The organism is Pseudomonas promysalinigenes (assembly GCF_014269025.2).
GTDB lineage: Bacteria > Pseudomonadota > Gammaproteobacteria > Pseudomonadales > Pseudomonadaceae > Aquipseudomonas > Aquipseudomonas promysalinigenes.
Genome location: NZ_CP077094.1, coordinates 4,278,331 through 4,292,336, shown reverse-complemented (window position 1 = coordinate 4,292,336; position 14,006 = coordinate 4,278,331). Strand labels below are relative to the sequence as shown.

Genomic DNA, 14,006 nt, shown 5'->3' with positions numbered 1-14,006 from the left:
CAGCTACTGCACCGCCCTTGCGGCTTGTGCAATACCGGTGCGAGCAGGTTCACCCGCGAATGGGCCGCAGGGCGGCCCATACTTCAATCTCAGGCCAACGCTTCGGCCTGATCCTCGCGCACGATCGCCTTAACTTCATCCAGCCGGCTGATGTACTTCCAGTCCGCCTCGTCGATGTAGATGCCATTCGGCCCGCTGCCACCTTCCAGGTCGATCGCCACGTGTGCCGACACCTGCGGCTTGACGCTCGCCAGAATCGGCACGAAGCCCAGTTGCAGGCTGGTTTCAAGCAGCGCCGCCTGGTTGCGTTCGTCGATGTCCGCCGCTTCGTCAAGGTAGTACGGCAAGCGAATGCGCCCGGCCAGGTCGCGGTCCATCAGGTGCAGCAACAGGTACATGTTGGTCAGCGCCTTGATGGTCATGGTGGTGCCATTGGACGCCGCGCCGTCGATGTCGGCGTGAATGATCGGCTGGCCGTTGACCTTGGTGATTTCGAACGCCAGCTCGAACAGGTCCTTCAAGCCCAGCTGATTGTGGTTGGCCGCTACCAGGCGCGCCAGGTATTCCTTGGCTTCTTCGTTGCGGTTGTCCTGTTCGGCGCTTTGGGTCAGGTCGAACACCGAAAGGGTCTCGCCTTCCTCGTACTGGCCGGCACTGTGAATGATCTGGTCGATGTGCTTGAGCGCTTCCTTGTTCGGCGCCAGCACCACACGGAAGCTTTCCAGGTTGGACACCTGACGTTTGTTGATCTCGCGGTTGAACAGGGCCAGCTGGTGTTCGAGGCTGTCGTAGTCGCTGCGGATGTTGCGCAGGGTCCGGGCGATATCGGTGACGGCGGCGCGGCGCGCCTTGGCCAGGGTCAGCGCCTCATCGGTGCGGTGCGCATAGGCATTGACCAGCAGTTGCAGGCGGCGCTCCATGTCGTCTTCGCTGTCGAACTTGGCCACGCCCTTGAGGCGCACCTGGGCGTAAAGCGCCTCGATCTGGTTGTCGACCCGTTGCAAAGCCTGCCAGCTGTCCTGGTAGTCGTTGAGCATCGGCAGCAGGTTGTCCATGGAGTCGTCGACCGCTTCCATGTAAGGCGTGCCAAAGGGCAGGTCGGCCGGTAGCAGTTGGCGGCGGCGCAGGGCGTCTTCGAGGGTGCGCTGCTTAGACTCCAGGTCGCCGATCTGGCGGCCCACCAACTGCAGCTTGGCCGACAGTTGCTGGACGCGCTCGGTGAAGGCGTCGCTGGAGCGCTTGAGCTCATCCTGGGCAGCCTCCATCTGCGCCAGTTGCTCCATTTTTTCTGGCTCTTCGGCGCTCAGGGTTTCGCTGCGACGGTAGTCTTCCAGGGCCTTCTGGGCATCCAGCACATCCTGATACAGCGCTTGGGCCTGAGCTTTGGAGGCGGTGCGGTCGGCGGCGACCTGTTGTTGGGTCTTGAGCTGCTTGAGCTCCTTCTCCAGGCGTTCCTTCTGGTCGCGCAGGGCCGCACGATCGGCAAGAGCCTGCAACGCCGGTGGGTCGATATGGGAAAGGTCGATCGACAGGCCTGGGGCCTCGAAACGCTCGCCCTTGAAGCCGTCGAGCACAGCTTCCAGGGATTTCACCCACAGGTCGCTGTCGTCGAGCTCTATGCCGCGCTCGCCCAGTGGCAGGCTGAACAGCGCGCCGTTGAACAGGCGCATAAGGCGGTCGACGTCCTGCTGCGAGAATTCTTCACGCAGGCGTGCGTAGCTGTTGTTGTCTGCATGGTCGAGCTGCTGCTTGACCTGCTTCAGGCGTTTTTCCAGGTCACGCACGCGTTCGTCGAGGTCTTCGGCGCTGAACTGGCGCGACTGCGCCAGAGCACCGGCCAGTTCGTCGTGGGCGTCCTTGGCGGCCAGCAGTTGCTGCTCCAGCACTTTGACATCGTTGACCAGCGCGAAACGGTGCTTGAGCACCGACAGTTCGCCAAGCCAGCGCTGGATACCGGTAATTTCACGCTCCAGACGCATCAGCTCCTGAGTACCACCGCGTTGGTCGTTCTGCAGGCGGTCTTGCTCGCTGCGGTAGTGCTCGGCCTGGATCACCAGCTCTTCCTTGCGCGCCATGGCGTATTCCTGCCAAGTGCCCAGCAGGTTGTCGAGCAGCGGCGAAAGGCGGTGCAGCTTGCCGCGCAGGATGTCGCGCTGGGCCACTCCGCCGGCCAGGGCTTCGACCAGTGGGCCGGCGGCTACCAGGGCGTTGTAGTCCTGCTCCATGCGGCGCACGTCGCGGAAGGCTTCTTCACAGGCAGCGATGTAGTCGACGCTGCCCGAGCGCAGGCTGTGCTCGAAGGCATCGAGGAACAGCTGCTTGAGCTTGGCGGCAGTGATCTCGCGCATGTGCAGCAGGTTGATGAACAGTGCGCGGAAGGTTTTCAGGCTCTGTTCGCTGGTGGAGCGCAGTGGGATCAGGGTCAAATCCAGCGGGCACGAGGTGTGACCGCCGACCAGCAGCCGGCGCAGCTCATCAGGTTTGAGCTCATAGGCCTTCAGGCCCAGGCGCTCGAGGTTGGTGAACAGCTCTTTCTGCCGCAGGCAGGTGTCGTTTTGCTGGTAATGGGCCAGGTCCAGTTCGCCCTTATAGGCGAAGAACTGGTGACCGAAACCACCGCCAGGGCCCCGGCCGACCACGCCGACCACGTGTGGCCCGTGGGGCAGGTTCAGTTCGCAGAGGATGTACGAGGTATCGCTGGCGAAGTAGAAGCGGCGTGACTGCTCGAGGCTGTATTTGCCGAAGCTCATGTCTGACATGCGCGCCAGGATCGGGAACTGCAGGGCGTTGATCGACGCCGATTTACCCAGGTTGTTGGCGCCGTATACCGACAGCGGGTACTCCAGCGGGAACAGGCCCAGGCTGTAGCCTGCGGTGTTGAGCAATGCAAAGCGGCTAATGCCGTAGCGTTCCTGGCTCATGCGTCAATCTCCTGTTGCTCTTCGCGGATGGCCCGGGCCAGGGCGTCCTCTTCGCTTTCCTGGTCGTCGAACGGCGCAAGGTCGAGCGGGTCGTCGGTACGGTTGAGTTGTTCCGGGCTTTCCTCCTCCACCAGTACCGGGGTTGGCAAGGGCAGGTCGCTGTGCAGGCTGGCCGCCAGGTCGCGGTCCTGCTGTACCGACAGGCACACGTCGAGGAAGCGATGCATCGGCGGCAGGAAGCGGTAGATGCCGCCTTCTTCATGGGCGAAGCCGAGCTGAGTCATGCGGCGCATGATCTTTTCTTCCAGCTCCTCGACGGTTTGCACTTCGGCCTGCAGGAACAGGTCGCGGTATTTGTCCAGCAGCGAGGGCAGCTCGTCGCGGCCTATGCTGCCGCCGTCGAGCACGGCCATCGGGTCACGGCCCTGGTCGGCAAGGTGTTCGACCAGGATGAAGGTGAACAGCGACAGGCGCTGGGCGGTCTTGTTGACCTGCGCGGCGGCCTGCTCGGGCACGAAATAGTAGAACCCGCGGGTGTCGCACACCAGCTCAAAGCCCAGGGCCTTGAACAGGGTGCGGTACTGGTCCTGGAAATTCGACAGCTGGGCGTACATTTCAGGGTCGCGGCGGCTGACGTGGAAGCCCTTGAACAGCTCGCGGAAGATCGGCGCGAGCTGGGACAGTTCGGAAAGATCAAGATGCATTGGCTGGGCTCGCGTTGGTTTCAGGTTGCGCTTCGCGGCTGGACGTCAGGGCGAACGAGCGCAAGCTGACCAGGTGTTCTTGGGTGGTGTATTCGCGCCGTTCCAGGCGTTCGCGCTTAAAGCGCTTTTCCCGCGAGAGGCGCGAGAACCAGTACAGCAGCTCGTCGGTGGCGCCTTCTGGCTCCTGCTCAAGCAGCCAGACCATCAGGTCTGGCAGCGGCAGGGCATCTTCGCAGCGTTCGAGCATCTCTTTGACCGTGCGCGGCGCGCGGGGTAGCGGGCCTTTCTGGGTCTTGTGCGCCTTGGGGAACTTGGCCGGCTTGGGCTCGAAGCGAGCCAGGGCATAGACGTAGGCCTCGACCTGGCTGGCACTGCCCAGGAAGGTGCTTTGCGGGCGGGTGAACAACGGCATGGCTGCTTGCGGCAAGGCATCGAGGCCCTTGCGCCGGATCACCGACAGCGCCAGGGCGGCGCCACGGGTCACGGCGTTGTGCCGGCGCGCTTCTTCGCGCAGCGGCAGCAGCAGTTCGCGGGCGTGGCGCAGCGTCAGCTGAGCGCTGGTCTGCATTTCCAAGATACGTGCGTGGGTGCGCAGCAGCATGTCGTCGTCGACCAAGTGGCCAAGGCGCGCCTGCTCGCCAAGCAGCTTCAGCAGTACGGTTTCGACCTTGCGCACGCCTTGCTCGAAGGCGCCGTCGGCGTTCACCAGCTGAATCATTGGCTCGACGTACTCGTCCCAGGTCGCCAGCACTTCTGCGTAACGCTGGCGCAGCGGGATCTGGCGGTTGCTGGTCTTGGCCCGTTCGGCCACGGCGACCAGGGCCTGCTCGTCGTTATCGAGTTTTTTCAGCACGTCGCGCACGCGCATGTCGAGCAAGCGCAGCTGCCGGGCCAGGTCGTCGCTGTCGCGGTTGTCGAAGGCATCCTGGATGTGCCCGGCCAGGCGCTCCAGGTGGCGCAGGTAGGCTTCGATCTCAAGGCACAGGCCCAGCCGGTGCTCGCGGCGCAAGTAAGCGAGGAAGTCGTGAATCTGGGCGTTGAGCTCGAATCGGTTCGGGCTCTTGGCCACCGGCACCAGGATATCCAGGCGGATCCATACGTCGAGCAGCTGGGTAATGTCCTGCGGCGTGCTTTCGACTTGCTGGCGGCCCAATTGCTGGCGCAGTTCCACCAGGCTCAGGGTGCCCTGGTCGAAACGCTCGCACAGCGGCTCTATCAGGGCCCAGTGTTCGGCTAGGGCGCGCAAGACGCGCTTGGGTTCGATCATTGGCGTCTACTCGTTGCCAAGTAAAAGGGGGCGATTGTACTGCATACGGGGGGGATGATTTCACCCCTTGGTCTGTAATGAGGGGTGTTTGGCCTGAGATTTGTAGTAGCTGGGCGCTCGGTCGGACAGGCCCTGCAAAAACCGGGGCGTACACGTTAGAATGCCCTCCAACCTCCGCCCCGGACCTTCGAGCCTTGCTGACCGAACCTCGCCGCCGCGCCTACCTTTCCGCCATGCAGGTGGTGCATTGGCTGCCGCGCGCTGAACTGCCGTTCGCCGCACCGTCGCGCCCTGAACTGCTGCTGCCGCAAGCGCCAATCGAGCAAGCCGATGTCCAAGTGCCGCCCAGCATCGCCGCGGCCAACCCGGCGCCGAGCGCGCCCCAGGCACGCTCCGGGGAGCGCCCGAAAATCGAAATCCCGCGCCCTGCCAGCACGCCGAAAGTGCTTGCCAAACCAACCGATGCGCAGCCGCAGGCCTCTGCACCGCGGCCGGTGCAGGTAGCGCCGCCGCGTTTTGCGTTGCAGCTGTTGCGCGCTGGCAGTTGCCTGCTGCTGGTCGAGCTGGCCACCGGGCAGCCGTTTCAGAGCCGCGACCCGTCCTATCTGCTGCTCAAGGACATGCTTCGCGCTGCCGGCTTGCCCGATGCTCCGCAGATCATCGGCGAGCCGGTACGTTGGCCGCTCCTGGTGCGGGGCAACATGGACCAGGGCCCGGATGCTGCACGTGATTTCGTGCAGGGCTTCATTCAGGCGCGCCTGGAAGAGTCCGCATGCAGCCTGTTGTGGCTGGTCGGCTTGCCGGCGATGCGCTATGCCGCCAACGCAGACGCCGAAGGTTATTACCAAGTCATGAAGGTCGACGGCCTGGGCGATGCCTGGGCTTTGCCGGGCCTTGAACTGTTGATGGACGAGCCGCAGCGCAAGGCGGACGTCTGGCAAGCGATGCGCCAGCTGATGGCGCGCTGGAAGAGCGTTGAATGAGTGACTCGATCAGCTTCCGCCCGATGACCGAGGCGGATCTGGATGCCGTGCTGAAGATCGAATATGCCGCATTCAGCCACCCCTGGACGCGGGGCATCTTCCTCGATGCACTCAAATCCTACGAAATTTGGCTGATGTTCGTCGGGCAACAGCAGGTTGGGCATGGCGTGATCAACGTGATCATCGATGAGGCGCACCTGCTCAATATCACCGTGAAGCCCGAGAACCAAGGCTGCGGTCTTGGGCTGAGGCTGCTCGAGCATCTCATGTCCCGGGCTTATCAGCTCAATGGGCGTGAGTGCTTCCTCGAGGTACGGGCCAGTAATCAGTCGGCCTACCGCCTGTATGAGCGGTATGGTTTCAACGAGATTGGCCGGCGCCGTGACTACTACCCGATTGCCGGTGGGCGTGAGGATGCGCTGGTGATGGCCTGTACCTTGCTCGAAGACTGAGCAGGCCTTCGAGGCTTTTTCGCGGGTACACTCGCACCTATAGGGCCTGCGCCAGCCTACCCACAAGGCCTGCAGCAGCTTTGAAGCCAATGCAGTCCTTGTGGGTTTACCCGCGAAGGGGCCGATGCGTCGATCAAAGCTCCTGCGGCAAGACATCGACCGGCTTGCTCAGGTCGCGCAGGCTTCTGGTCATTTCCCCGGTGTTGCACTTCGCTGCCGCCTGCTCTGGCGTGTAGTTGCGCACCGTGCGGAAGAACAGTTCACACGTCTGTTTTTTCTGGGTCACCTGCCATTTGTTCGAGCAGGCATCAAGGGTCATCTTCGGTTCGGCCTGAAGGTTGCGCCCCATCCCTGCCTGCCAGCAGGCGGCCGTCAAATCCTGGCCCATCATCTTCAAACCGGCGGCATCAGCCGCATCCTGGTTGCCGCCATGGCTGTCCTTGTTCGCCGCGTACCAGATCGCGCTCGGGTGGTTGGCGCCCAGTACCGGCACCTTGGCCCCGTCCTGCGGGCTGATGCTGACCAGCCCCAGCACACCCACCTGGGGGCCGTATTGCTGCTGGATCCAGCTACGCACCGGTGCGCCGAAGGCGACCATTGGCAGCGGGTTGGCGGCGCTTTGCACGGTCATCTCGCGGACCATGCGCAGCTGATAATCCTTGAAGTAGCCGTAGGTGCCTGTCAGGGCATCACCCGCGCTGGCGGGCGCGGCAATGGGGGCGATGTCGATGATGGTCTGGTAGGCCGGGGTCTGGCTGGCGTCCACGCCGTTGAAGGTCAGCAATTGGGCCCAGCGGTCAGTGGTATTGGAGCGCAGGTAATCTTGGGCTTGGGTCAGCGAATAATCGGGCGGGAAGTGCAACAGTTCGATGCTGCGGCGGTTCTGCAGTGCCATCCCCAATGGTAGGAACAGGTACCAGTCATAGGACCATTTACCGTCCTTGTTCAGTCGAGTGGCCCCGTCATAGGCCAGCTCGCCACTGTCCAGCAGCTTGCGCAGCGGCTCGGCATAGTCGCTGGGCACGTCGCTGATGTTGGCATACAGGTGGTTGTTGTCGCGGCTGACTTGCACGTTGGCATTGGCATAGCCGTCGCGACGGACGCTCTGGGTCAAGTAATGCTCCACGGTCTGTTCCAGCGTCCAATCCCGGTAACAGATCACATGGCAGTTGTTGGGGTAGGCAAACAGGCGGGTGGCGCGCTGGGTATCGCCCAGGTCTATCTGTGCATCGGCCAGGGCCAGGCCGCTGAAGGCGAGGGCGGCGAGGCTCGATAAGGCAATCTTGTGCATGCTTAACTCCTTGTCAGTGGCCGCCCGAATGGGCGGCGGTGCTCATACTGCTGCAGGGAGCCTGGAAATGAGAAGAGCGAGCGCGCTGGTAATGGCTGCGAGTGTGTTATCGAGCGCCTTGGCGCTGGCTGACGAGCGCGATGTTTGGATGTTCGCGCAGTGGGCAGGTGACCATCAGACCCGGCCGTTTCGCGAGATGCTGGTGAACGCTCGCCTCTACGGCATAGTGCCCATTCACCAACTGCTGCGCTCGGCCTCGGACTGGAAACTGTGCCGAGCCTCGCCCTTCGCGGTGCCTCCAGCAAGTAACTGGCCAGCTGTGCGTTCCACGCTGTCGCTGCTTCAGGCCCTGGGCGATCAGAAGGTGCTGGGCCCATTCGAGGTGGTTTCGGCCTACCGTGATCCTGGGCTCAATCGCTGCGCTGGTGGGGCTGTGGGCAGCGCCCATACCCGTGCCTTCGCGGTGGATGTCCTGCTGCCGGCATGGGCCGACCCCAATCCGCTTTGCCGCTTCTGGCAGCAACATGGCCAAGCCTGGAACATGGGGTTGGGACGCTACCCGAGTGGACGTATCCACATCGATACTGCCGGCTACCGCACATGGGGCGGTGATGGCAGCGCGGGTTCGTCATTTTGCAGCAAGCCCAGGTAAGGGTAGGGTGCGTCGCCCAGTGGGTACAACGGGTTCACCGGCGCCTGGCCGGAGCAGCCTAGCTTGCCTTGAGCTTTTCGACAGGCAAAGAAAAAGGGCCTACCTTGCGGTAAGCCCTTTGACTTGTTTGGTGGCTACACAGGGACTTGAACCCCGGACCCCAGCATTATGAATGCTATGCTCTAACCAACTGAGCTATGTAGCCGATGGGGCGCATTATTCCCGTGTGCCGGCCTCGTGTCAACACTCATTTCGAAAAAAAATTGCACGCTTTCAAAAACTTAGCGTCCGCATCCGATTCTTGTGAATGAATCGCCACCGTGCCAACCGTTACGCGGAGGCTGTTGTAGGGGCGTTGTGGTTTGAATGCGTGGCTAGCGCCTGGATAAAAAGGTAGCTATGTATCTATTCAATTCCTGATAATCAGGCTTTGAACCTGCCCACGGAATGACCGCTCATGGCTACCAGCAGCACCTCAAATGCCAGCGCTGGCACGGGTTCGGCGAACCCGGCCAATACACTGGTGATGCGTATCATCGGTTTCTGCGCGCTGGCGCACCTGATCAATGACCTTATCCAGTCAGTGCTGCCAGCGATCTATCCGATGCTAAAGGCCAACTACGATCTGAGTTTTGCGCAGATTGGCATGATCACCTTGACGTTCCAGATCACAGCTTCGCTATTGCAGCCGTGGGTGGGTTTCTTCACCGACCGCAGGCCCACGCCCAACTTGCTGCCGCTGGGCACCCTGTGCACCTTGGTCGGCATCGTCATGCTGGCGTTCGTTGGTAGCTTCCCGATGATTCTGCTGGCATCGGCGCTGGTCGGTATCGGGTCTTCCACCTTCCATCCGGAAACGTCACGTATCGCCAGGCTGGCTTCAGGTGGCCGTTTTGGCTTGGCACAATCGACCTTCCAGGTAGGCGGCAACACCGGCTCTGCCTTTGGCCCGCTGCTGGCAGCGGCCATCGTCATTCCCTTCGGCCAGACCCACGTAGCCTGGTTCGGCGTGGCAGCACTGTTTTTCTTCGCCGTGACCCTGATGCTGCGCCGTTGGTACATGGAACACTTGAACCAGGCCAAGGCCCGCAAAACAGTGCAGGCCAGCCATGGCATTTCCCGTGGGCGAGTAGTTGCGGCGCTGATCGTGCTGGGGTTACTGGTGTTTTCCAAGTACTTCTACATGGCCAGCTTCACCAGCTATTTCACCTTCTACCTGATCGAAAAGTTCGACCTTTCGGTGGCAAGCTCGCAGTTGCATCTATTCCTTTTCCTCGGCGCGGTAGCCGCAGGTACGTTCTTCGGCGGGCCGATCGGTGACCGAATCGGGCGCAAAGCGGTGATCTGGTTCTCGATCCTGGGCGTGGCGCCGTTCACCCTGGTGCTGCCGTATGCCGACCTGTTCTGGACTACGGTACTGAGCGTGGTGATCGGTTTCATCCTCGCATCGGCGTTCTCGGCCATCGTGGTCTATGCCCAGGAACTGGTGCCGGGCAGTGTGGGCATGATTGCCGGGGTGTTCTTCGGGCTGATGTTCGGCTTTGGCGGCATCGGTGCCGCGCTGCTGGGCTACCTGGCCGATTGGCGCGGGATCGAATACGTGTATGGCTTGTGCTCGTACCTGCCGTTGTTCGGCCTGCTGGCAGTGTTCCTGCCGTCTACCAGCAAGCGTTGAGTTAGCTGGGGCCTCGCTGAGGCCCCAAGCAATTGACGGCTCAGCCTGCCTTGGCCTAGAGTGCCGTCTTTCATTTCACCCACCTGCGTAGTAGCCATCGCAATGCGCCGTAGCCAATCCCTCCCACACGCTCGCCAGCCTGCGCTTGAGGCCATGCGTCGTGCGTGGCCGAGCGATACGGTGCTCAAGCGTCGCCGCAGCGTGCTGTTCGCCTTTACCTTCTCGCCACACCCAGCCCTGATCTGACCCTGCGCCCTTGCCCCGTTCACCGTCCCGGTGCGCGTTGGGGCGCCTGTATCTGCACGTCTTTTCGGTTTTGCCTGGAGTGGTACATGAACATGCGTTTGCTGGCGGGCCTTCTGTTCGCCGTGTCGGTGGTGGGCTTCAGCCTGGGAGCCAGCCTGCCGCTGGTGTCGTTGCGCTTGCACGAAGCCGGTGCTGGCACCCTTGAAATTGGCATCATCTCGGCCATTCCGGCCGCAGGCATGATGTTTTCGGCGTTCTTGGTCGATGCCTGCTGCCGGCACCTGACCCGGCGCACTATCTACCTGTTGTGCTTTAGCCTTTGCACGGTAAGCGTCGCGTTGCTCGATTCGGCCTTCGATTCGCTGTGGCTGCTGGCCCTGCTGCGTCTGGGGCTGGGCATCGGCATGGGCATTGCGATCATCCTCGGGGAGTCCTGGGTCAACGAACTGTGCCCGGATCACAACCGTGGCAAGATCATGGCGCTTTACGCCACCAGTTTCACGGGCTTCCAGGTCCTTGGCCCTGCACTGATCGCGCTGCTTGGCGCCGATAGCCCTTGGATCATCGGTGTGGTCACCCTAGGTTACGGCCTGGCTTTGCTATGTATCGTGCTGACAGTACCCAACGATCACGTCGAGCATGGCGATGATGACGAGAAAAGCTTCGGCCTGATGGGCTTCTTCCGCGTGGCGCCAGCGTTGTGCGTAGCGGTGCTGTTTTTTTCGTTCTTCGATGCCGTGGTGCTGTCGCTGCTGCCGGTGTATGCCACCAGTCATGGCTTTGCCGTGGCTGTGGCAGCACTGATGGTGACGGTGGTGTTCGCCGCAGACATGGTGTTCCAGCTGCCGTTGGGCTGGTTGGCCGACCGCGTAGAGCGCACGGGGCTGCATTTGCTATGCGGGCTGGTGGCGATGGCCATCGGTATCGCCTTGCCGTGGCTGCTGCAGGTGACCTGGCTGCTGTGGCCAATGCTGGTGCTGCTAGGCGCGGTGGCCGGTGGTATCTACACCTTGGCGCTGGTGCTGATCGGCCAGCGCTTCAAGGGCCAGGACCTGGTCACGGCCAACGCCAGCGTGGGCCTGTTGTGGGGCGTCGGCAGCCTGATCGGGCCGCTGGTGAGCGGGGCGGCGATGGGTGTCGCACCCCATGGTCTGCCTATGGCGCTGGCGCTGATGGCAGGGTTGTTCGTGTGCTTTGCCCGGCAGTCCTGGCGCCGGGCAGGCAAAATGCGAGCGCTGGCCGATTGAGTTTGGCGGGTGGCCAGGGCCGGCCTGTTCGCGGGTGGATCGGGGCCCACGTCGCTAATCAGAATGTCCCGCGCAGCGTTACCGAGACATTGCGCGGGTCTCCCCAGTAATACCCGGTTGGCGTCGGCGCTACCTGGCGGTAGTACTTTTTATCGAAGATGTTGTTGGCATTGAGCTGCACCGAGTAGTGCTCGTTGAAGCGATAGTTGACCATGGCGTTGTACACCGCGTAACCCGCCTGGCTAGCCTCGGCGCCGGGGTTGACGCCGCGTGCGTTGCTGGCCGCCCTTGAATAGATCGCACTCTGTGCCTGCACGCCACCGCCAACGGTCCAGGCATCGAGTTGACCCGGCAGCCGGTAGCTGGTGAATAGCTTGAGCAGGCGTTTGGGGTCAGTGGTGCGGATGGCATTGCCCTGGTTGGTCGGGTCGTTCAGGTACTCGGTGGTGTTGTAGGTGTAGCCACCGGCGACGTTCCAGCCTGGCAGCACCTCGCCGGAAATCTCCAGTTCGAAGCCTTGGCTACGGTTCTTGCCTGCGGCGATCTTGCAGTAGCCGGTATTGACCCCACACGGCTGGCCGCTGGCGATGTCGTCGATCGCGTTACCCACTTGATAGATGCGAAACAACGCGAGCGATGCGTTCAGGCGCCCGTCGTAGAACTCGCCCTTGATGCCGGTTTCGTAGGCTTGGCCTTCGACCGGTTCGAGCACCGAGCCGTTGATATCGGTGGAGGTTTGCGGGTTGAAGATTTCGGTATAGCTGGCGTAGGTGCTGAAGTTATCGTTCAGGTCATAAATCAGCGCGGCGTAGGGCACGATCTTGTTGTCGACGCTGAAGCTGCCATTGCTACTGGTGTTGTTCTCTTGCTCGTAGTCATACCAGTTGCTGCGTGCACCGATGATCGCCGTCAGCGGGTCGGCCAGCGAAATCCGCCAGGTGGCGTAGGCGCCTTGCTGGGTTGTGCGGGTGCGTACCGGGTGGGCGAGGATGTCGATATCGGGGTTGGCCAGGCTGGTTTTCGGGTCCCATTGGCGAATGTCGAATACGCCCGACTGCACATAATTGGTCGCCGAGGCGTATGAGTCGTTGCGGATACGCTCCACGCCCAGCATCAGGTCATGGGTCCGGCCGAGTAGGTCGAACGGCCCGTTGAGGGTCGCGCTCAGGTTGTTTTGCAGGCTTTCACCGCCATCGCCTTCAGTAACCTGGTAGTTCATCAGGTAAGGGTTGTTGGTCGGGTTGGCAGAACCGGTGGCGCGGCTGAGGTAGGTTTGCTTGAAGCCGTTGTCGGCCAGCTCGAAGTGGGTGCGCTGGGCCATCAGCTTGAGCTTCCAGTCGTTGTCGAAGCGGTGCTCGAGTTCTGCGAAGGTCTGCAGGTTGCTGCGGTTCCAACGGTTCCAGTCGGCGCCCAGGTAAGTGCTGCGGCCCAGCGGTAGCGGCGAGCCGTCATAGTCAGCAGGTAGGTTGCCCCAGGCCCCGGTGGCATCGAGCTTGGTCCATTCAAGGCCGGTGGTCAGGGTGGTGCTGTCATTGAGGTCGAAAGCCAGCACGCCGTACAGCACCTCCTTGCGCTCCTGGCGTGCTGCCTGGAAGTGGTCCTTGTCATCGTGCACGGCGATCACTCGGCCACGCACATTGCCGGTCTCGGTCAGCGGGCCGGAGAGGTCTGCCACGTAACGCTGGGCATCCCACGAGCCCAAGGTGACGCTGCCTTCGCCCTGGTATTGGTAGGTGGGGCGCTTGCGCACCAGGTTGACAGTGCCCGAAGGGTTGCCGGCACCGCGAATCATGCCAGTGGCGCCGCGCAGGATCTCGGCCCGGTCGATGATGGCTGAGTCGCTTTGAATGAACGAGCCGCCACCACTGCCCTGTACCACCGTGGCACCGTCATACTGGATGGCATCGATTGCGTAGCCGCGCGAATAGTACTGTACCCGCTCGCTGTCGGTCAGGTTCACGACCACGCCTGGTGTCTGCTCCAGCAAATGGGTGAGGTTGGTGATGTGCTGGTCATCGAGGCGCTGGCGCGTGATCACGGTGACCGACTGTGGCGTTTGCCGCAGGCTTTGCGCGGTCTTGCCGATGGTGACAGCGCCAGTGGTGTATGAGCCGCTGCGCTCGGTCGTTTCGCCCAGCCGAGCGCTGGAAATGCTGGTGGCTCCCAGTTGCAGCGCGCCGTCGGCAGCCATTGTCGGGGTCAGCACAAAGCTGCCGTCACCCTCTTGTTGCACCTGAACATCGCTGCCCTGCAACAGAATCGACAGCGCTTGAGCGCCATCATGACGACCCTGCACACCCTGTGTGGCCTTGCCTTGCAGGCTGCTGGCATCGTACGAGAGGTTCAGCCCGCCTTGGCGGGCCAGTTGGTCCAGTGCCGCTGCCAGTGGGCCGGGTGCAATGTGCCAGTCGCGCGGCTGGCTATGGCTCGAAGGCGCCGCCAGGGCTACTGCCGGAGCAGCCAGGCCGCAGCACAAGCCAAGGCCGAACACGCCAGCGCGCACAGCTTGGCTCAGCCGCACATTGCGGGGAAAACTGGGGTGGATCATGGAGCGCTCCTGAAGGTTGG

The 14,006-nt window shown here is 62.4% G+C and carries 11 protein-coding genes and 1 tRNA gene; 6 read left to right on the top strand and 6 right to left on the bottom strand.

The features are described 5' to 3' along the window. Nucleotides 1-89: 89 nt before the first annotated feature. Genes mksF through mksB form a run of 3 tightly spaced genes read right to left on the bottom strand, consistent with a single transcriptional unit; the run spans nucleotide 90 to nucleotide 4,892 of the window. Nucleotides 90-2,921, bottom strand: coding sequence for an Mks condensin complex protein MksF (gene mksF, locus HU725_RS19465; protein ID WP_186478245.1), 2,832 nt, complete (start codon nucleotides 2,919-2,921; stop codon nucleotides 90-92). Next, nucleotides 2,918-3,625, bottom strand: coding sequence for an Mks condensin complex protein MksE (gene mksE, locus HU725_RS19460; RefSeq protein WP_186478246.1), 708 nt, complete (start codon nucleotides 3,623-3,625; stop codon nucleotides 2,918-2,920). The genes mksF and mksE overlap by 4 nt, the downstream gene beginning before the upstream one ends. Next, entirely contained in the window at nucleotides 3,615-4,892 is a 1,278-nt protein-coding gene (gene mksB, locus HU725_RS19455; protein WP_060477514.1) for an Mks condensin complex protein MksB, read from the bottom strand. The genes mksE and mksB overlap by 11 nt, the downstream gene beginning before the upstream one ends. Before the next feature lie 194 nt (nucleotides 4,893-5,086). Here mksB and HU725_RS19450 point away from each other — a divergent pair, with 194 nt between their 5' ends. Both HU725_RS19450 and rimI read left to right on the top strand, forming a co-directional pair. Then, nucleotides 5,087-5,875 (top strand): energy transducer TonB, encoded by a 789-nt coding sequence (locus HU725_RS19450; RefSeq protein WP_186478247.1) that lies wholly within the window; start codon nucleotides 5,087-5,089, stop codon nucleotides 5,873-5,875. Then, complete coding sequence (gene rimI, locus HU725_RS19445) at nucleotides 5,872-6,327, top strand: ribosomal protein S18-alanine N-acetyltransferase (RefSeq protein WP_186478248.1); 456 nt, start codon at nucleotides 5,872-5,874, stop codon at nucleotides 6,325-6,327. The genes HU725_RS19450 and rimI overlap by 4 nt, the downstream gene beginning before the upstream one ends. Before the next feature lie 133 nt (nucleotides 6,328-6,460). Here the strand turns inward: rimI and HU725_RS19440 are convergent, their stop codons facing one another. Continuing rightward, on the bottom strand, nucleotides 6,461-7,618 hold the full coding sequence (locus HU725_RS19440) for a hypothetical protein (protein ID WP_186478249.1): 1,158 nt from the start codon (nucleotides 7,616-7,618) through the stop codon (nucleotides 6,461-6,463). A 67-nt stretch (nucleotides 7,619-7,685) separates the two neighbouring features. On the opposite strand from HU725_RS19440, the gene HU725_RS19435 reads away from it, so the two are divergent. Beyond that, nucleotides 7,686-8,270: a D-Ala-D-Ala carboxypeptidase family metallohydrolase gene (locus HU725_RS19435; protein ID WP_186478250.1), complete on the top strand. Its 585-nt coding sequence runs from the start codon at nucleotides 7,686-7,688 to the stop codon at nucleotides 8,268-8,270. 128 nt (nucleotides 8,271-8,398) lie between these two features. Here the strand turns inward: HU725_RS19435 and HU725_RS19430 are convergent. Further along, a tRNA-Met gene (locus HU725_RS19430) sits at nucleotides 8,399-8,475 on the bottom strand. Between the two features lie 252 nt (nucleotides 8,476-8,727). On the opposite strand from HU725_RS19430, the gene HU725_RS19425 reads away from it, so the two are divergent. The 3 genes from HU725_RS19425 (at nucleotide 8,728) to HU725_RS19415 (ending at nucleotide 11,438) form a co-directional block, all read left to right on the top strand. Further along, nucleotides 8,728-9,945, top strand: coding sequence for an MFS transporter (locus HU725_RS19425; RefSeq protein ID WP_186478251.1), 1,218 nt, complete (start codon nucleotides 8,728-8,730; stop codon nucleotides 9,943-9,945). A gap of 102 nt (nucleotides 9,946-10,047) precedes the next feature. Next, nucleotides 10,048-10,191 carry a hypothetical protein gene (locus tag HU725_RS19420; protein WP_186478252.1) on the top strand — a complete coding sequence of 48 codons (144 nt, stop codon included), beginning with the start codon at nucleotides 10,048-10,050 and terminating at the stop codon, nucleotides 10,189-10,191. A gap of 86 nt (nucleotides 10,192-10,277) precedes the next feature. Beyond that, entirely contained in the window at nucleotides 10,278-11,438 is a 1,161-nt protein-coding gene (locus HU725_RS19415; RefSeq protein ID WP_186478253.1) for an MFS transporter, read from the top strand. Nucleotides 11,439-11,496: 58 nt separating this feature from the next. On the opposite strand, the gene HU725_RS19410 is transcribed toward HU725_RS19415, so the two are convergent. Continuing rightward, nucleotides 11,497-13,986 carry a TonB-dependent siderophore receptor gene (locus tag HU725_RS19410; RefSeq protein WP_186478254.1) on the bottom strand — a complete coding sequence of 830 codons (2,490 nt, stop codon included), beginning with the start codon at nucleotides 13,984-13,986 and terminating at the stop codon, nucleotides 11,497-11,499. Nucleotides 13,987-14,006 lie beyond the last annotated feature (20 nt).